This is a genomic window from Streptomyces sp. NPDC050842, assembly GCF_044456565.1.
Classification (GTDB): Bacteria; Actinomycetota; Actinomycetes; order Streptomycetales; family Streptomycetaceae; genus Streptomyces.
Genome location: NZ_JBITGA010000010.1, coordinates 92666 through 110964, shown reverse-complemented (window position 1 = coordinate 110964; position 18299 = coordinate 92666). Strand labels below are relative to the sequence as shown.

Genomic DNA, 18299 nt, shown 5'->3' with positions numbered 1-18299 from the left:
CCCGGGCCCCTTGGCACAGCCCTGACGCGCAGCGTTGTGCGCATGCACAGCCCATCGCCGTCTCCGCTGGTCACCGGCAGCGATTCGACCGCGGGACGTGGACGGGCGGTCCGGCGCGGTGTTGGGGTGAGCGCCACTGAACGGCCGGGTAACAAAGACGGCCGGGGAAGGGGATCCATGGGAGGAACCGCACCCGCCCTCGAGGTCAAGGACCTCACGGCGGGATACGGACCGGTGCGCGCGCTGCGCCAGGTGTCGCTGACCGTACCGGCGGGCGCCGTCGTCACCGTCCTGGGCGGCAACGGCGCCGGCAAGTCGACCCTGCTGCGGGCCGTCTCGCGCACCCTGCGGTTCCACGGCGGGTCCGTGGTCTCCGGCACGGTGAGCCGCGACGGCCGGCCGCTCGACGGGCTCCCGCCCGACCGGGTCGTCGCCGCCGGCGTCTCCCAGGTGCCGGAGGGCCGCCAGGTCTTCGCCCGGATGACCGTCGAGGACAACCTGCGCGCGGGCGCACTCGGCCGCCGCGGCGACCGCGCCGCGAAGGCCGCCGCGCTGCGCCGCGTCCACGAGCTCTTCCCGGTCCTCGCCGACCGGGCCCGCCAGCAGGCCGGGCTCCTCTCCGGCGGCGAACAGCAGATGCTCGCCGTCGGCCGCGCCCTGATGGCCGCGCCGGGCCTGCTCCTCCTCGACGAGCCCTCCCTCGGGCTCGCCCCGCTGATGGCCGCCCGGATCGCGGACGCCGTCCGCGAGATCAACGCCCAGGGCACGGCGGTGCTGCTCGTCGAGCAGAACGCGGCGCTCGCCCTGCGCCTGGCCTCCCGTGCGTACGTCCTGGAGGTCGGCGAGGTCACCCTCTCCGGCCCGGCCGCCGAGCTCGCCGCCTCCGACGAGGTGCGCCGCCGCTATCTGGGCGTGGTCGACGAGGACGCCGCCGCCGACGCGGACCGCGCCCGGTCCGCGCACCCGGTCCTGGCCCGCTGGGAGGAGACCCGATGACCGACACTCCCGTACAGGACGCGCCCCCGGCCGACGTCCCCGCCCTCGTCGTCGAGGACCTGACCGTACGGTTCGCCGGACTCACGGCCCTCGACAGCATCGGCTTCACCGTCCGTCCCGGTACCGTCCACGCCCTCATCGGCCCCAACGGCGCCGGCAAGTCCACCTGCTTCAACGTGCTCTCCGGTGTCTACCGGGCCACGGCCGGCTCCGTCCGCCTCGGCCCGCACGAGCTGACCGCCCTGCCCCCGCACAAGATCGCGGACCTCGGCGTCGGCCGGATCTTCCAGAACCTGGCCCTGCCGCCCCGCGCCACCGTCGAGGACAGCCTGATGCTCGGCCGCCACCGGCTCACCCGCACCGGCTTCCTCGCCGCCGGGCTCCGCCTCCCCTCCGCCGCCCGCGAGGAGGCCCGCCACCGGGCCAGGGTCCGGGAGATCGCCGCCTTCGTCGGCCTGGAGAAGCAGCTCGCGCAGCCCGCGGGCTCCCTCCCGTACGGGCAGCAGAAGCTCGCCGAACTCGCCCGCGCCCTCTGCATGGAGCCGAAGCTCCTGCTCCTCGACGAACCCGTCGCCGGCATGACCGCCGACGAGCGGCGCCGTACCGCCTCCGTCATCGCGGGCGTCCGCGACGGCCTCGGCATCTCGGTCCTCCTCGTCGAGCACGACATGGGCCTGGTGATGCGGCTCGCCGACTCCGTCACCGTCCTCGACTTCGGCCGCCGCATCGCCGACGGAGCCCCCGGCGACGTCCAGAACGACCCGGCGGTCGTCCGCGCCTACCTCGGAGAGGAGACCGCCGCGTGAGCACCTTCGCCGAATTCCTGATCAACGGCGTCTCACTGGGCTCGATCTACGCCCTCATCGCCCTCGGCTTCGTGGTCATCTTCCGCGCCACCGAGGTCGTCAACTTCGCCCACGCCTCCCTCCTCCTGGCCGGCGGCTACGTCACCGCCGTGCTCCACGACGAGATCGGCTTCTGGCCCGCGCTGCTCGCCGGGATCGCGGGCGCCGCCGTGGTCGGCGCCGCCGTCGAGTTCTTCGTGATGCGCCGCCACCGGGGCGCCGACCACAGCGTCCTCGCGATCGTCACCATCGGCGTCGACATCCTGCTCGCGACCGAGCTGACCCGCCGGATCGGCACCGACATCCTCGCCCTCGGCGACCCGTGGGGCGACGCGGTCCTCACCGTCGGCCCGGTCACCATCGCCCAGACCCGGATCGCCGCCCTCCTCGTCGCGGCGCTCCTCATCACCGCCTTCCTGCTCGCCTTCCGGTACACCTCCTGGGGCGTCGCCATGCGGGCAGCCGCCGAGAACCAGGAGACCGCCGCCCTCATGGGCATCCGGCTCGGCCGGGTCTCGCTGGGGGCCTGGGCGGTCGCCGGCGCCCTCGCCGCCGTCGCCGCGCTCTTCCTCACCGTCTTCCCGACGCCCGGCCTGGAACGGGCCACCTCGCTCGCCGCCCTCAAGGCCTTCCCCGCCGCGATCCTCGGCGGCCTCGACTCCACCACGGGCGCCCTCGTCGGAGGACTCCTCGTCGGCATCACGGAGTCCCTCGCCACCGGATACCAGAGCGACCTGGCCTTCCTCGGCCGCGGCATCGGCGACCTCGCCCCCTACCTCGTCATGGTCGCGGTGCTGCTGATCCGCCCGGCCGGACTCTTCGGCACGAAGGAGCTCGCCCGTGTCTGAGACCCTCGCCCGGAGCGGCCTGCGGGCCCGTACCACCGGGCTGTACGGGTGGGCCGCCGCCGGACTCCTCCTCGTCGCCCTCCCGTTCTATCTGGACCGATTCTGGCTCCAGGCGGGCCTGTTCGCCATGGTCGCCGCCCTCGGCGCCATCGGCATCAACCTGTTGACCGGCGCCACCGGCCAACTCTCCATGGGGCACGCCTTCTTCCTCGCCGTCGGCGCCTACGGCTACTGCCTCTTCGCCGGCGACGGCACGGACGGACTCGCCGGACTCGGCCTGCCCGGCTGGCTCGCCGCCGTCCTCGCGGTGGCCCTCGCGGGCCTGGCCGGCGGGGTGTTCAGCCCCATCGCGGCCCGGCTGCGCGGCGCGTACCTCGGCATCGCCACCCTCGCGCTGATCTTCATCGGGCAGCACGTGCTGTTCAACGCCCATGACGTCACCGGCGGTTACAACGGCCGCGCCGTCCCCGCGCTCTCCCTCTTCGGCCTCACCTTCGACGACACCGAACTCCTCGTCGCCCAGGTGCCGTTCGGCGCCGTCGAGAAGCTCTGGTACCTCGGCCTGATCCTGCTCCTCGGCGGCGTCCTGTTCGCCAGGGGAGTCCTCGGGGGCCGCCCCGGACGCGCCATGAACGCCATCCGGGACCACCGGATCGCCGCCGGGGTCATGGGCATCCCCGTGGCCCGCTACCGCGCCGCCGTCTTCGTCCTCTCCTCCATGTACGCGGGCCTGGCGGGCGTCCTGCTCGCCCTGGTCTTCCAGCGCACCGTGCCGGAGTACTTCGGCATGGCGCTCTCCCTCGAATACCTGGCCATGATCGTCATCGGCGGTCTCGGCTCCGTCGCCGGAGCGGTCGTCGGAGGCGTCTTCGTCTCCCTCCTGCCGCAGCTCCTCACCCGGTACAGCGACGCGCTGCCCCTGGTCTCCGCCCCGGGGACGGGCGGGATCGCCCCGGGAGAGGCCTCGCGCTACCTCTACGGCGCGGCCGTCGTCGCGGTGGTGCTGTTCGTGCCCGGCGGTCTGGTCCGCCTCGCCGCCCGGAAACCCAAGAGCCCCCCACCCGACAGCCCCACACCCAAGATCCCCACACCCCAAAGCCCCACACCCACCACCGAACCCTCTGGGGAGACACGATGAACCACAGCAGACAGGCCGTGCGGGGCCTGGCCGCCGCGCTTGCCGCACTGGTCGCCCTCACCGCCGCCGGATGCAGCTCCAAGGCCAAGACCGGCGACGGCAAGCAGACCGGGGCGGGCGGGGTGAAGACCGGCCAGGGCGTCACCGACAAGACGATCGCGCTGGGCGCCCTCACCGACATGACCGGCGTGTACGCGACCCTCGGCAAGAGCGTCACCCAGGCCCAGCAGCTGTACGTGAAGCAGGTCAACGCCGCCGGCGGGATCTGCGGCCGGCAGCTGGAGCTCACGGTCCGCGACCACGGCTACGACCCGCAGAAGGCGCTCGCCGCCTACACCGAGCTGGAGCCGAAGGTCGTCGGCTACACCCAGTTCATCGGCTCCCCGTTCGTCGCCGCGGTCAAGCCCAAGGTCGACGGCAAGGACAAGGGGCTCGTCCTGCCCCAGGCCTGGTCGGCGTCGCTGCTCGGCTCCCCGTACATCCGCGTCCTCGGCGCCACGTACGACGTCGAGACGATCAACGCCGTCGACTTCCTCCTCAAGGACAAGGGCCTGAAGTCCGGCGACAAGCTCGGCCACGTCTACTTCGAGGGCGACTACGGCGAGAACGCGCTGAAGGGCTCGAAGTTCGCCGCCGGGAAGGCCGGCCTGACCGTCGTCGAGCAGAAGATCAAGCCCACCGACAACGACATGTCGGCGCAGGTGTCGGCGCTCAAGCAGGCCGGGGTCAAGGCCATCGTCATCAGTGCGGGCCCCCGCCAGGCCGCCTCCCTCGTCGGCGTCGCCGCCGCCACCGGCCTCAAGGTCCCGGTCGTCGGCAACAACTCCGCCTTCGCGCCCCAGCTCCTCGGCACCCAGGCGGGACCCGCCCTGGAGAAGATGTACTGGTTCGCCTCGCCGAGCCTGCCCATCGGCGCGGACACCCCCACGGCGAAGAAGCTCGTCGCCGACTACCAGGCCGCCTACCCGGGCGACAGCCTCGACAACGGCATCGTGGCCGGCTGGACCGCGGCCGGCGTCTTCGGCGAGGCCCTGAAGAAGGCCTGCGCGGACAAGGACCTCACCCGCGAGGGCATCGACAAGGCGCTCCTGAGCCTGAAGGCCCACGACGCGGGCTTCGGCATGACCCACGACCTGGGCGACCCGAAGGCACCGTCCTCCCGCGAGTCCGTCATCATCCAGCCGGACAAGTCCGTCCCCGGCGGCATGCGCACGGTCCGGCAGCCGTTCGTCGCGGAGGCGGCGAAGTCCTACACGCCGTAAGCCGACTGGCCCTGGTCCGCGAACCCCGTCCGCCAGGACGGGCGGGCCGGGGCCCAGCCCAGCGCGCGGGCCCGGGCGTTCGCCGCGCCCCGGGCCCAGGGCGCCCGGCCCCCGCTCCGCTCCGGGGCCGGGACGCCCAGCGCCCCCGCCAGGACCGGCAGCCAGTCGTGACCGGGCGCGGGCTCGTCGTCCACCACGTTGTACGCCCCCGGGGCCCACGCCAGCGCCTGTACGGCCGCCTCGGCGGCATCGGCGACGTGCACGAAGGAGCTCACCGAGCCGTCGGCCGCCGTGCTCCCGAGGAACCGGGCCTCCGGGGCCCCCGCGAGCGCGGCGGCCACCGCGCCCCCTGGCGCGTACCAGGTGCCGGGGCCGTAGAGGATCCCGTACCGCAGGACGACGGCCTCGGGGAGCTCCGCCACCGTCGACTCCAGGGCGCGGACCCCGGCGACGATCCGGGCCCGGGGCAGCTCCTCCGTCGCGTCGAGCGGTACGGACTCGTCGGCGGGCGCGTCCCCGGGGCCGTACGCCCAGGCGATCGACTGCGCGACGATCCGGCTCACGCCCGCCGCCCGCGCCGCGTCCACGAGGTTCCGGGTGCCCTCGATCCGCACCCGGTTGTTCGCCGCCCCGTCCGCCCCGCCAAGGTCCGTGAGCTGGTGCACCACGGCGTCCGGCGCGGCCTCGGCGACGGCCCGCCGCACCGCCCCCGCGTCCAGGACGTCCACGGGGCGCGGACCGCGCCGGGAGATGCCCACGACTTCGTGGCCCGCCGCTTCGAGACGGGGGACGAGCTGACGACCCACGGCGCCCGTGGCGCCCGCGACCAGTACACGCATGGAACCGACCCTAGTAGATCTTCACATCCCCGAAACATCGCGGTGTGAAGCTCTGGCCCATGACCGCACGTATCGAGGAGAACCGTTCCCACCCGCGCCTCCGCGACCTGCTGGCCGCGTACCACCTGGTCAACGAGGCCGGGAAGGGGACGGCCGTGGAGACGGTCGCCGAGCTCCCGGCCGTATACCGCGGCGAGGCCGAGGACCCGGCCGCCGCCTTCGCCGCCGACACCGTCCTGCTGGCCACCGCGCCCGGCGACGACACCCCGTCGGGCTGCGTCGTCCTCAAGGCGCCCCGCGAGGGCGCCGCTCCCGAGATCAAGCGGCTCTGGGTGGCGCCCGAGGCCCGGCGGAAGGGCCTCGCGAAGGCCCTCATGGCCGAGGCCCTGCGCCGGGCCGCCGCCGCGGGCACCCCCGCCGTACGCCTCACGGTCTGGGCCTGGCGGGCGGAGCCGCTCGCCCTCTACCGGAGCCTCGGCTTCGCGACCGTCGACTCCTGGGACGAGCGGCCGGACCTGGTCTGCCTGGAGAAGCCGCTCCCCGCCCCGGACGCCATCGAGCGGCTCACCCCCGACGCCGTACGGACCCACGCCCCCGCCGGCCTCGCGGCGCTCCTCGTGGACGCCGTCGACGGCGGGGCCTCCGTCGGCTTCCTGGCGCCCCTGGAGACGGCCCGGGCGGCCGCCTGGTGGTCGGAGGTCGCCGAGGAGGCCGCGGCGGGCGTACGGGACGTCTGGGCCGCCCGCGCCCCGGACGGGAGCCTGACCGGCGTCGTGACCCTCGTCCGTACCGGCACCGCCAACGGCCGCCACCGCGGAGAGATCGCCCGGCTCCTCGTGCACGGCTCGGCCCGGGGCCGCGGCCTCGGCCGCCGGCTGCTCGCCGCCGCCGAGGCCCACGCCGCCGCCACGGGCCTGCGCCTGCTCGTCCTGGACACCCAGACCGACAGCCCCGCCGAGCGCCTCTACCGGGGAGCCGGCTGGACGGCCGCGGGAACGATCCCGGACTTCGCCGCCGACCCGGCCGGCATCCTCCGCCCCACCACGCTGTACTACAAGCGCCTGGGCTAGCCGAGGACGTGCCCGGGCATGTCCCGGGCATGTCCCGGGCACACGAAAGGGCCCCGGGAGGCTTGTCGCCTCCCGGGGCCCTTCACGAAGCACTCGATCCGCTACCGCGGCTGCGCCGCGCGAGCCTCTCGGCTCTCACGGCGGTTGCCGCGGAACGTGTTCACCCGGCGGGCCGTCGCGAAGAGGGGGATCACGGCGCCCAACACCACCTGGAGCGCGCAGCCGGTCTGGAGCAGGAACGCCCCGCCCGGTGCGTCGAACGCCCAGGCCGCCAGCATGCCCATGGCACCGACGATCCAGGCGAGCATCGCCACCGCGAGGACACCCCGCGGCTTGGGGTACTCGACCCGGCTCACCATCAGCCAGGCCACCCCGATGATCGCGAGGAGCGTCGGGATGAACGGCAGCTCCAGCAGCACGATCGAGACGACCGTCAGCGCGCCGAAGGGGCTCGGCATGCCCTGGAACATGCCGTCCTTCATCGTCACGCACGAGAATCTCGCGAGCCTCAGCACCACGGCGAGCAGCACCACGATCGCGGCCACCGCCGAGACCTTCTGCTGCGCGCCGGGCGTGACCATGCCGTACACGAGGACGAAGTAGGCCGGGGCCAGACCGAAGCTGATGAGGTCCGACAGGTTGTCGAGCTCGGCACCCATCGGCGAGCTGCGGAGCTTGCGCGCCACGATGCCGTCGAAGAGGTCGAAGATCGCCGCGGCCAGCATCAGGATCACGGCGGTGGCGGCGCTGTTGCGCGCCATGCCGGTCTCCGTGCTGCCGGTGAGGTGCGGGATCAGGATGCCGGTCGTCGTGAAGTAGACCGCCATGAAGCCGCACGTGGCGTTACCGAGCGTGAGGGCGTCCGCTATGGACAGCCTCAACGACAGCGGCATCTCCTCGGCCTCTTCGGCCGCCTCCGCCTCGGCGTCGGCAGCCCATTCGGCAGCCCGTGTGTCGGGATCAATCACGGTCAATGCGAGTCACCCCCGCGGTCGTGGCCTGGCCGACCTCGACGGCGACCTCGACACCCTCCGGGAGGTAGATGTCGACACGCGAGCCGAAGCGGATCAGACCGATCCGGTCACCCTGCTCGACCTTCGTCCCCTGCGGGATGTACGGCACGATGCGACGTGCGACGGCACCCGCGATCTGCACCATCTCGATGTCGCCGAGCTCGGTGTCGAAGTGCCAGACAACGCGCTCGTTGTTCTCGCTCTCCTTGTTGAACGCCGGGACGAACCCGCCGGGGATGTGCTCCACGGACGTCACCGTGCCGGCCAGCGGCGCGCGGTTGACGTGGACGTTCAGCGGGCTCATGAAGATGGCGACCCGGGTGCGTCCGTCCTTCCACGGCATGATGCTCTGCACCACGCCGTCGGCGGGGGAGATGACCCGGCCCTGCGCGATCTCGCGCTCGGGGTCGCGGAAGAACCACAGCATGCCGGCCGCGAGAGCGGTGGTCGGCACGGCGATGGCCGCGGCTCGTCGCGACTTGCGCGCGCGCAAGAGGGAGAGCGCCGCGGTGGCGACGGTCGGCAGAAGCCACGGCGATGCTCCGCGCGCGAGGCGTACGCCCGAGAGGCTGTCGCGGTGTGCAGAGGTTTGGCTGTGGGGCATGGATGACCTTCGTAGCGGATGATGCCGCACTGGCAACGGGGGACGGCGGCTTTCCGGCGATGCTATCGGTTGCGGGGCGCAACTGGGCAAGCCAGGAACCGAGTCGACGGCCGGAAGACGAACACAGGGTGTGATCTTCTTCGCGGCCGAAACGACTCAAACGCGACAATCAACCCTGGAAGCGGTACTCCTCGAGCAGCCGACGACCAATGATCATTTTCTGGATCTCGGCGGTACCTTCACCGATGAGCAGCATCGGCGCCTCACGGTAGAGACGCTCGATCTCGTACTCCTTCGAGAACCCGTAGCCGCCGTGAATGCGGAAGGCATCCTCCACGACTTCCTTGCAGTACTCGGAGGCGAGGTACTTCGCCATCCCTGCTTCGAGGTCGTTTCGTTCCCCGGAGTCCTTTTTGCGTGCTGCGTTCACCATCATGGCATGAGCAGCCTCGACCTTGGTAGCCATCTCGGCAAGCTTGAACTGAATCGCCTGGTGTTCGGCGATCGCCTTGCCGAAAGTGTGACGTTGCTGGGCATACGAGACACCCAGCTCGAAAGCACGCTGCGCGACGCCGCAACCACGGGCCGCCACGTTCACGCGGCCGACTTCCACGCCGTCCATCATTTGGTAAAACCCTCGGCCCGTCGTGCCGCCGAGGACCCGATTGGCCGGAATGCGCAGTCCGTCCATGATGAGTTCGGTCGTGTCGACGCCCTTGTAACCCATCTTGTCGATCTTCCCGGGAATGGTGAGGCCGGGGCGGACCTCTCCGAAGCCGGGCTCCTTCTCGACGAGGAAGGTCGTCATCGACTTGTGGGGGGCGGTGCCCTCCGGGTGTCCTTCGTCACTTCGGACGAGAACGGCGACCAGCGTGGACGTTCCGCCGTTGGTCAGCCACATCTTCTGACCGTTGAGGACGTACTCGTCGCCGTCCTTGACCGCCTTGGACGTGATGGCGGACACGTCCGAGCCGAGGCCCGGCTCCGACATCGAGAACGCGCCGCGCGTCTCGCCGGCCGCCATCCGCGGAAGGAAGTACTCCTTCTGCTCCTGCGTGCCGTGCTGCTTGAGCATGTACGCGACGATGAAGTGCGTGTTGATGATGCCGGAGACCGACATCCAGCCGCGGGCGATCTCCTCCACGCACAGCGCGTAGGTGAGCAGCGACTCGCCCAGGCCCCCGTACTCCTCGGGGATCATCAGACCGAAGAGGCCGAGCTCCTTGAGCCCGTCGACGATCTGCTGGGGGTACTCGTCGCGGTGCTCCAGCTCGGTGGCGACCGGGATGATCTCCTTGTCGACGAACTCCCGGACGGTCTTGAGGATCTCCTGCTGGACGTCCGTGAGCCCGGCGGTCTGGGCGAGTCGGGCCATGGCTACTTCTCCGTCTTCTTGGCGGGCTCGATCAGCTCGGGGCGGCCGGGCTGCTCGCCGCCGCGCTCCTTGATGTACGTCTCGGTGGGCACCATGACCTTGCGGCGGAAGACGCACACGAGGGTGCCGTCCTGCTTGTAGCCCTTGGTCTCGACGTAGACGATGCCGCGGTCGTTCTTCGACTTCGACGGCGTCTTGTCGAGGACCGTCGTCTCGCCGTAGATCGTGTCGCCGTGGAAGGTCGGCGCCACGTGCCGCAGCGACTCGATCTCCAGATTGGCGATGGCCTTGCCGGAGACGTCCGGCACGGACATGCCGAGCAGAAGCGAGTAGATGTAGTTGCCGACGACGACGTTCTTTCCGAAGTCCGTCGTGTTCTCGGCGTAATTCACATCCATGTGCAGCGGATGGTGGTTCATCGTCAGCAGACAGAAGAGATGGTCGTCGTACTCGGTGACCGTCTTTCCGGGCCAGTGCTTGTAGACGGCACCGATCTCGAACTCTTCGTAGGTACGGCCGAACTGCATCGGGATCAGGCCTCCGGGATCTCGAACTTGCTGGTGCGCTGCATGCCGGCGGCGCGGCCCTTGCCGGAGATGACCAGGGCCATCTTGCGGGAGGCCTCGTCGATCATCTCGTCGCCGAGCATCGCGGAGCCCTTCTTCCCGCCGGCCTCGGACGTGTAGTAGTCGTACGCGTCGAGGATCAGCTCGGCGTGGTCGAAGTCCTCCTGCGCGGGCGAGAAGATCTCGTTCGCGGCGGCGACCTGGTCCGGGTGCAGCACCCACTTGCCGTCGAAGCCCAGGGCGGCGGCGCGCTGCGCGACGGCCTTGTAGCCCTCCGGGTTGCGGATCTGGAGGTAGGGGCCGTCGATCGCCTGGAGGTTGTTGGCGCGGGCGGCCATCAGGATGCTCATCAGGATGTGGTGGTAGGCGTCGGCCGGGTAGCCCGGCGGCTGCTCGCCCACGACCAGCGACTTCATGTTGATGGAGGCCATGAAGTCGGCCGGGCCGAAGATGATCGTCTCGACGCGCTGGGAGGCCTGTGCGATCGCGTTGACGTTGACGAGGCCCTGGGCGTTCTCGATCTGCGCCTCGATGCCGATCTTGCCGACCTCGAAGCCCATCGTCTTCTCGATCTGCGTGAGCAGCAGGTCGAGCGCGACGATCTGCTGGGCGTCCTGGACCTTCGGCAGCATGATGCAGTCGAGGTTCTGGCCGGCGCCCTCGACGACCGTGACGACGTCCCGGTACGTCCAGTGGGTCGTCCAGTCGTTGACCCGCACGACCCGGGTCTTGCCGGTCCAGTCGCCCTCGTTGAGGAACTTGACGATGGTGTGCCGTGCCTCGGGCTTGGCCAGCGGCGCGCAGGCGTCCTCCAGGTCGAGGAAGACCTGGTCCGCGGCGAGACCCTGGGCCTTCTCCAGGAAGCGCGGGTTGGAGCCGGGGACCGCGAGGCAGGAGCGGCGCGGACGCAGACGGTTCACGGGGCTGGTCATGCGAGGACCTCCGTACTTTCAAGGGGGCTGAGCTGGTGAGCTTTCCGGATCTCGTCGACGATACGGCCGATGATCTCCGTGATACCGAAGTCCTTCGGTGTGAAGACGGCGGCGACACCCGCGCGCTTCAGATCTGCGGCGTCGGCGTTCGGGATGATCCCGCCGACGATGACCGGCACGTCGGTCGCGCCCGCCTCGCGGAGGCGGTCGAGGACGTCCGGGACCAGCTCGGCGTGCGAGCCGGAGAGGATCGACAGACCCACGCAGTGCACGTCCTCGGCGAGGGCCGCGTTGACGATCTGCTCGGGGGTCAGCCGGATGCCCTGGTAGACCACCTCGAAGCCGGCGTCACGGGCGCGTACGGCGATCTGCTCGGCTCCGTTGGAGTGGCCGTCCAGGCCCGGCTTGCCGACGAGCAGCCGCAGCCGCCCGGCGCCGAGCTCCTCGGCGGTCCGCGCCACCTTCTCCCGTACGAGAGCCAGCGGCGTGCCCTCCTCGGCCGTCACCGCGACGGGGGCCGAGGAGACGCCGGTGGGGGCCCGGAACTCGCCGAAGACCTCGCGCAGGGCCTCGGTCCACTCGCCGGTCGTGACCCCGGCGCGGGCGCACTCCAGGGTGGCCTCCATGAGGTTGCCGGTGCCCTTGGCCGCCTCCTTGAGGCGTTCGAGGGCCTTGCAGGGGCGAGGGTGGTTGAACGGCGGCTGGTAGCGGTTGTCCCGCCAGGTCTTCAGCGAGCCGACCACCCGCGCCTCGACCGCCGGGTCGACCGTCATGATCGCGGTGTCGAGGTCGGCCGTGAGGGGGTTCTCCTCGGTCGACTGGAAGATGTTGACGCCGATGATCTTCTCGTCGCCGGACTCGATCCGGGCGCGCCGCTCGGCGTGCGAGGAGACGAGCTGCGACTTGAGGTAGCCGGACTCGACGGCCGCCATGGCGCCGCCCATCTCCTGGATCCGGTCGATCTCGGCCAGGCACTCCGCGACGAGCGACTCGACCTTGGCCTCGATGACGTGCGAGCCGGCGAAGATGTCCTCGTACTCCAGCAGGTCGGACTCGTGGGCGAGCACCTGCTGGATGCGGAGCGACCACTGCTGGTCCCAGGGCCGCGGCAGACCGAGCGCCTCGTTCCAGGCGGGCAGCTGCACGGCCCGCGCGCGGGCGTCCTTGGAGAGGGTGACGGCCAGCATCTCCAGGACGATCCGCTGGACGTTGTTCTCCGGCTGGGCCTCGGTCAGGCCGAGCGAGTTGACCTGCACGCCGTAGCGGAACCGGCGCTGCTTCTCGTTCTCGATCCCGTACCGCTCGTGGGTGATCTTGTCCCAGATGCGGCCGAAGGCGCGCATCTTGCACATCTCCTCGATGAAGCGGACGCCCGCGTTCACGAAGAAGGAGATGCGGGCGACGACCTCGCCGAAGCGGTCCTCCGGGACCTGCCCGGAGTCGCGCACCGAGTCGAGCACCGCGATCGCGGTGGACATCGCGTACGAGATCTCCTGGACCGGAGTGGCCCCCGCCTCCTGCAGGTGGTAGCTGCAGATGTTGATCGGGTTCCACTTCGGGATGTTGTTGACCGTGTACGCGATCATGTCCGTCGTGAGGCGGAGGGAGGGGCCGGGCGGGAAGACGTGCGTCCCGCGCGACAGGTACTCCTTCACGATGTCGTTCTGGGTGGTGCCCTGGAGCTGGGTGATGTCCGCACCCTGCTCCTCGGCGGCCACCTGGTAGAGCGCCAGCAGCCACATCGCCGTGGCGTTGATGGTCATCGAGGTGTTCATCTGCTCCAGGGGGATGTCCTGGAACAGCCGGCGCATGTCACCGAGGTGCGAGACGGGGACGCCGACCCGGCCGACCTCGCCGCGGGCGAGGATGTGGTCGGGGTCGTAGCCCGTCTGCGTCGGCAGGTCGAACGCGACCGAGAGGCCGGTCTGACCCTTGGCGAGGTTGCGCCGGTACAGCTCGTTGGACGCCTCGGCGGTCGAGTGACCGGCGTAGGTCCGCATGAGCCACGGCCGGTCCTTCTGGCGCTCAGTCATCTATGGTCCCGGGCTCAGATGTTACGGAAACGGTTGATGGCGTCGAGGTGCTTCTCGCGCAGCTCGGGGTTGCTGATGCCCAGACCCTCCTGCGGCGCGAGCGCGAGGACGCCGACCTTGCCCTGGTGCAGGTTGCGGTGGACGTCGTAGGCGGCCTGGCCGGTCTCCTCCAGGGAGTAGACCTTCGACAGGGTCGGGTGGATCTTGCCTTTGGCGATCAGGCGGTTCGCCTCCCACGCCTCGCGGTAGTTGGCGAAGTGCGAGCCGATGATCCGCTTCAGCGACATCCACAGGTAGCGGTTGTCGTACTCGTGCATGTAGCCCGAGGTGGAGGCGCAGGTGGTGATGGTGCCGCCCTTGCGCGTGACGTACACGGAGGCGCCGAAGGTCTCGCGGCCGGGGTGCTCGAAGACGATGTCGATGTCCTCCCCGCCGGTGAGCTCGCGGATGCGCTTGCCGAAGCGCTTCCACTCCTTCGGGTCCTGGGTGTGCTCGTCCTTCCAGAACTTGTAGCCCTCGGCGTTGCGGTCGATGACCGCCTCGGCGCCCATGGCGCGGCAGATGTCGGCCTTCTCGGGGGAGGAGACGACACAGATCGGGTTGGCGCCGCCGGCGAGGGCGAACTGCGTGGCGTACGAGCCGAGTCCGCCGCTCGCGCCCCAGATGAGGACGTTGTCGCCCTGCTTCATGCCGGCGCCGTTGCGGGAGACCAGCTGGCGGTAGGCGGTGGAGTTCACGAGACCCGGGGAGGCCGCCTCCTCCCAGCTGAGGTGGCCGGCCTTCGGCATCAGCTGGTTCGACTTGACGAGGGCGATCTCCGCCAGGCCGCCGAAGTTGGTCTCGAAGCCCCAGATGCGCTGCTCGGGGTCGAGCATCGTGTCGTTGTGGCCGTCGGAGGACTCCAGCTCGACCGAGAGGCAGTGGGCGACGACCTCGTCGCCGGGCTTCCACGAGTTCACGCCGGGGCCGGTGCGCAGCACGACGCCCGCGAGGTCGGAGCCGATGACGTGGTACGGCAGGTCGTGGCGCTTGCTGAGGTCGCTGAGGCGGCCGTAGCGCTCCAGGAAGCCGAAGGTCGACACCGGCTCGAAGATCGAGGTCCAGACCGAGTTGTAGTTGACCGAGGAGGCCATGACGGCGACCAGCGCCTCGCCAGGGCCGAGCTCGGGCAGCGGCACGTCGTCGAGGTGCAGCGACTTGCGCGGGTCCTTGTCGCGGCTGGCGAGTCCGGCGAACATCTCGGCCTCGTCCTTGTGGACGGTGATGCCCCGGTACGACTCGGGGAGCGGGATGTTCGCGAAGTCGGCGGACGTGGCGTCCTGCGACTGGATCGCGGCCAGGATTTCCTTCACGGGTTGCCTCCGGCGGTGAGCGTCCTGAGGGAGGGACGCCTGGGGGTTACGGCGGGGAGTGCTGTTGCTGTGGAGGTGTGCCGTCGGTTCGGCTCGGGTGGTGCGGTGGCGCGGCGCTGGTGGCGCGAGGGTGCCTGTGACGCAGGCGTCCGGGCGCACGAGCCGTCGGCTTGTGGGGACAGCCGGCGAACGAGGTGTTCTCTGCTCGCCGGCCGCCCGGACAACATCAACGTATGACACGCCGTGCCACCGCACAAGGCACTGCGTGCCAACAATTTCACTCAGATGCAATCTGCCCGTCACGGATGAGCGATGATCGATCGAAATCCCCCCTGAACTGGGACGATACGAAGAAGGCCGCCCCCGGAAACCGGGGACGGCCTTCTTGGTGGAGCGGTCTCAAGGGGCCCTCAAGGGCTCCTCGACGGCTCCTCAGGGGTTCTTGAGTGCCTGCTGGATCGTGCGCATGACCTCGTCGAGCGGGGCGTCCGTGCGGGCCACGGCTATCACCACGTCACCGGTGGTGGAGGCCCGGACGGCCGGCGCCTGCTCGGCCTGCGGGGACGGGGCCGGCCGGCCCGCGCCTATGCCGGTGCCGAAGGTGTCCCGGACGATCGCGAAGGCGTGGTCGAGCTGGGCCTCCACGTCGCCCTGACCGCCCGCCCGCAGCCAGCGGCGCAGCACGTGGTTGTGCGCGGTGACGACCGCCGAGGCGGCCACCTCCGCGAGCAGCGGGTCGTCGTTGCCGTCGTGGTGGTCACGCTCGTCGAAGTGGCCGAGGAGATAGCGGGTGAACAGCCGCTCGTAGCGGGCCACCGAGGCGATCTCGCGCTCCCGCAGGGTCGGGACCTCGCGGGTCAGCCGGTAGCGCTCCACGGAGACCGCGGGGGAGCCCGCGTACATCTTCATGACTTCCTTGATGCCCCGGCACACGGTGTCGAGCGGGTGCTCGTGCGGCGGGGCGGCGTTCAGCACCGCCTCCGCCCGCACCAGCGTGTCGTCGTGGTCCGGGAAGATCGCCTCTTCCTTGGAGCGGAAGTGGCGGAAGAAGGTCCGCCGGGCGACCCCGGCCGTGGCCGCGATCTCGTCGACGGTCGTCGCCTCGTACCCCTTGGTGGCGAAGAGCTCCATCGCCGCCGTCGCCAGCTCCCGGCGCATCTTGAGCCGCTGGGCGGCGGCACGCGTGCCGGCCGCGCTCTCCGGAGCGTCGGACGTGGACGTGGCACGGGGTGTCTTCGCGGCCTTGGGCATGGTCCGAACGTACTGCATCGGAGTGGGAGTGTGCCCAGGTGGGGGCGGGGAGCCCCCCGGGGCACCGGAGGTGCCCGGGGAGCTCAGCAGGCCGCCCCAGCCTGCGGTGGGCGGCTCAGCGGCGGGCATATTCGCGGAAGCCGCGTCCCGTCTTGCGGCCGAGGCAGCCGGCCGCCACCAGGTGCTCCAGGAGCGGGGCCGGGGCGAGGCCCGGGTCGCGGAACTCGCGGTGCAGCACCTGCTCGATCGCGAGCGAGACGTCCAGACCGACCACGTCGAGGAGCTCGAACGGGCCCATCGGGTAGCCGCCGCCCAGCTTCATCGCGGCGTCGATGTCGTCGAGGGTCGCGTAGTGCTCCTCGACCATCTTGATCGCGTTGTTCAGGTACGGGAAGAGCAGCGCGTTCACGATGAAGCCGGCGCGGTCGCCGCAGTCCACCGGGTGCTTGCGGATCTTCGTGGTGACCTCGCGGACGGTGGCGTGGACGTCGTCGGCCGTCAGGACCGTACGGACGATCTCGACCAGCTTCATCGCGGGCGCCGGGTTGAAGAAGTGCATCCCGATGACGTCCTGCGGGCGCGAGGTGGCGCGGGCGCAGGCCACGACCGGCAGCGAGGAGGTCGTGGTGGCGAGCACCGCGCCCGGCTTGCAGATCTTGTCGAGCCGCGCGAACAGCTCCTGCTTGATCCCCAGGTCCTCGGCGACCGCCTCGACGGCCAGGTCGACCTCGGCGAAGGCGTCGAGCGTGCCGGCCGCGGTGATCAGGGCCAGCGTCGTGTCGCGGGCCTCGCCGGTCATCCGGCCCTTGTCGACGGAGCGGGCCAGGGACTTGGCGATCCGGGCCTTGGCCGTGTCCGCCTTCTCCTGGGAGCGGGCGGCGAGGACGACCTCGTACCCGGCCTTGGCGAAGACCTCGGCGATGCCGGAGGCCATGGTGCCGGAGCCGGCGACGCCGACCGAGCGGACCTCGCGGCCGCCGCCGGCGTCGGCGGAGGTCAGCGGGGTGAGCGCGTCCCGCACGACCTCGCCGGAGCCCGGCGCCTCGTACGTGTAGAAGCCGCGGCCCGCCTTGCGGCCGGTCAGGCCAGCCTCGCTGAGCTGCTTGAGGATCGGGGCGGGGGCGTGCAGCCGGTCGTGCGAGGACGTGTACATGGCCTCCAGGACCGTACGGGCCGTGTCGACGCCGATCAGGTCGAGCAGCGCCAGCGGGCCCATCGGCAGGCCGCAGCCCAGCTTCATGGCCGCGTCGATGTCCTCGCGGGAGGCGTACTTCGCCTCGTACATGGCGGCGGCCTGGTTCAGGTAGCCGAAGAGCAGCCCGTCCGCGATGAAACCGGCCCGGTCGCCGACCGCCACGGGCTCCTTGCCGAGGTCCTGCGCGAGCCGCGTGACGGCGTCGACGGCGCGTGGGTCGGTCAGCACGGAGGAGACCACCTCGACCAGCTTCATCGCCTGCACGGGGGCGAAGAAGTGCAGGCCGAGCACCCGCTCGGGGTGGGCCGAGTCGGCGGCGAGCCGGGTGACGGAGAGAGCGTTGGTGCCGGTCGCCAGGATCGCGTCGGGCCGGACGATCCCGTCGAGCGCCCGGAAGACCTCCTGCTTCGCCTCGTACGACTCGGGCACGACCTCGATCACGAGGTCGGCCTCGGCGGCCGCCTGGAGGTCGGAGAAGGTACGGAAGCGGGCCAGGACGTCCTGCCGCTCCTCCTCGGTGATCCGCTCGCGGGTCACGGCGCGGGCGGTGGAGGCCTCCAGGGCGGCGACGGCCCGGGATGCGGCGGTGTCGTCGATGTCGATGCCGATGACCTCGCGGCCGGCCCGGGCGAGGACGTCGGCGATGCCGGTGCCCATGGTGCCGAGACCGACGACGGCGATGGTGGAGAGAGGGGTGTCCATCAGGGGACTCCAGGGAGGAAGAGTGACGACTGAGGGCAGTGCGCGCGCGAGAGAGAAAGGGCGCGGGAAAGATCGAGGGCGAGGCCCTGGAAGGAAGGGCGATGCCCTGAAGAAAGGGGCGACGGACTCTGTCCCGGAGTCACATCGAAACTGCCGAACCGACGAAACGCTCACGATGGCTGCGTCACCAGGCCAAAGTGAGAAGTGCGGGTGGTGACCCGCTCACCTGAGACTAACCGGCCGGTAACGAGCGCGCCAGTCCCGGCAAGTTGAGAAAG

At 70.8% G+C, this 18299-nt stretch carries 16 protein-coding genes; 6 read left to right on the top strand and 10 right to left on the bottom strand.

Features of this window, described 5'->3' with window-relative positions:
- The first annotated feature begins 177 nt into the window (after positions 1 to 177).
- Genes ACIBG6_RS30280 through ACIBG6_RS30260 form a run of 5 tightly spaced genes read left to right on the top strand, consistent with a single transcriptional unit; the run spans position 178 to position 5089 of the window.
- A complete protein-coding gene (locus ACIBG6_RS30280; RefSeq protein WP_399225871.1) occupies positions 178 to 996 on the top strand; it encodes an ABC transporter ATP-binding protein in 819 nt (272 codons plus the stop codon).
- Positions 993 to 1802: an ABC transporter ATP-binding protein gene (locus tag ACIBG6_RS30275; protein WP_399225870.1), complete on the top strand. Its 810-nt coding sequence runs from the start codon at positions 993 to 995 to the stop codon at positions 1800 to 1802. Before ACIBG6_RS30280 ends, ACIBG6_RS30275 begins: the two co-directional genes overlap by 4 nt.
- On the top strand, positions 1799 to 2689 hold the full coding sequence (locus ACIBG6_RS30270) for a branched-chain amino acid ABC transporter permease (protein WP_055640585.1): 891 nt from the start codon (positions 1799 to 1801) through the stop codon (positions 2687 to 2689). The genes ACIBG6_RS30275 and ACIBG6_RS30270 overlap by 4 nt, the downstream gene beginning before the upstream one ends.
- Positions 2682 to 3827: a branched-chain amino acid ABC transporter permease gene (locus tag ACIBG6_RS30265; RefSeq protein WP_399225869.1), complete on the top strand. Its 1146-nt coding sequence runs from the start codon at positions 2682 to 2684 to the stop codon at positions 3825 to 3827. Before ACIBG6_RS30270 ends, ACIBG6_RS30265 begins: the two co-directional genes overlap by 8 nt.
- Positions 3824 to 5089 carry an ABC transporter substrate-binding protein gene (locus tag ACIBG6_RS30260; RefSeq protein WP_399225868.1) on the top strand — a complete coding sequence of 422 codons (1266 nt, stop codon included), beginning with the start codon at positions 3824 to 3826 and terminating at the stop codon, positions 5087 to 5089. Before ACIBG6_RS30265 ends, ACIBG6_RS30260 begins: the two co-directional genes overlap by 4 nt.
- Here ACIBG6_RS30260 and ACIBG6_RS30255 read toward each other — a convergent pair.
- On the bottom strand, positions 5077 to 5928 hold the full coding sequence (locus tag ACIBG6_RS30255) for an NAD-dependent epimerase/dehydratase family protein (protein WP_399225867.1): 852 nt from the start codon (positions 5926 to 5928) through the stop codon (positions 5077 to 5079). The two genes, ACIBG6_RS30260 and ACIBG6_RS30255, sit on opposite strands and share 13 nt — an antisense overlap.
- A 59-nt stretch (positions 5929 to 5987) precedes the next feature.
- Between ACIBG6_RS30255 and ACIBG6_RS30250 the strand changes: the two genes are divergently transcribed.
- Positions 5988 to 6998 carry a GNAT family N-acetyltransferase gene (locus tag ACIBG6_RS30250; RefSeq protein ID WP_399225866.1) on the top strand — a complete coding sequence of 337 codons (1011 nt, stop codon included), beginning with the start codon at positions 5988 to 5990 and terminating at the stop codon, positions 6996 to 6998.
- Between the two features lie 101 nt (positions 6999 to 7099).
- On the opposite strand, the gene pssA is transcribed toward ACIBG6_RS30250, so the two are convergent.
- The 9 genes from pssA to ACIBG6_RS30205 form a co-directional block, all read right to left on the bottom strand.
- Positions 7100 to 7966, bottom strand: a complete 867-nt coding sequence (pssA, locus tag ACIBG6_RS30245) for a CDP-diacylglycerol--serine O-phosphatidyltransferase (RefSeq protein WP_399226088.1) — start codon at positions 7964 to 7966, stop codon at positions 7100 to 7102.
- On the bottom strand, positions 7959 to 8615 hold the full coding sequence (locus ACIBG6_RS30240) for a phosphatidylserine decarboxylase (RefSeq protein WP_317600640.1): 657 nt from the start codon (positions 8613 to 8615) through the stop codon (positions 7959 to 7961). The genes pssA and ACIBG6_RS30240 overlap by 8 nt, the downstream gene beginning before the upstream one ends.
- Before the next feature lie 169 nt (positions 8616 to 8784).
- The gene (locus tag ACIBG6_RS30235; protein ID WP_356676067.1) at positions 8785 to 9990 is read right to left on the bottom strand and encodes an acyl-CoA dehydrogenase family protein; all 1206 of its coding nucleotides are present in this window, start codon (positions 9988 to 9990) and stop codon (positions 8785 to 8787) included.
- Between the two features lie 2 nt (positions 9991 to 9992).
- Positions 9993 to 10517, bottom strand: coding sequence for a MaoC family dehydratase (locus ACIBG6_RS30230; RefSeq protein ID WP_229315537.1), 525 nt, complete (start codon positions 10515 to 10517; stop codon positions 9993 to 9995).
- A gap of 5 nt (positions 10518 to 10522) precedes the next feature.
- A complete protein-coding gene (locus ACIBG6_RS30225; RefSeq protein ID WP_024759161.1) occupies positions 10523 to 11488 on the bottom strand; it encodes a CoA ester lyase in 966 nt (321 codons plus the stop codon).
- The gene (locus ACIBG6_RS30220) at positions 11485 to 13521 is read right to left on the bottom strand and encodes a protein meaA (RefSeq protein ID WP_399225865.1); all 2037 of its coding nucleotides are present in this window, start codon (positions 13519 to 13521) and stop codon (positions 11485 to 11487) included. Before ACIBG6_RS30220 ends, ACIBG6_RS30225 begins: the two co-directional genes overlap by 4 nt.
- A 14-nt stretch (positions 13522 to 13535) precedes the next feature.
- The gene (gene ccrA / locus ACIBG6_RS30215; protein WP_399225864.1) at positions 13536 to 14873 is read right to left on the bottom strand and encodes a crotonyl-CoA carboxylase/reductase; all 1338 of its coding nucleotides are present in this window, start codon (positions 14871 to 14873) and stop codon (positions 13536 to 13538) included.
- 432 nt (positions 14874 to 15305) lie between these two features.
- Entirely contained in the window at positions 15306 to 16124 is an 819-nt protein-coding gene (locus ACIBG6_RS30210) for a TetR family transcriptional regulator (RefSeq protein WP_399225863.1), read from the bottom strand.
- A gap of 115 nt (positions 16125 to 16239) precedes the next feature.
- Entirely contained in the window at positions 16240 to 18021 is a 1782-nt protein-coding gene (locus ACIBG6_RS30205; protein ID WP_399225862.1) for a 3-hydroxyacyl-CoA dehydrogenase family protein, read from the bottom strand.
- Positions 18022 to 18299: the final 278 nt, after the last annotated feature.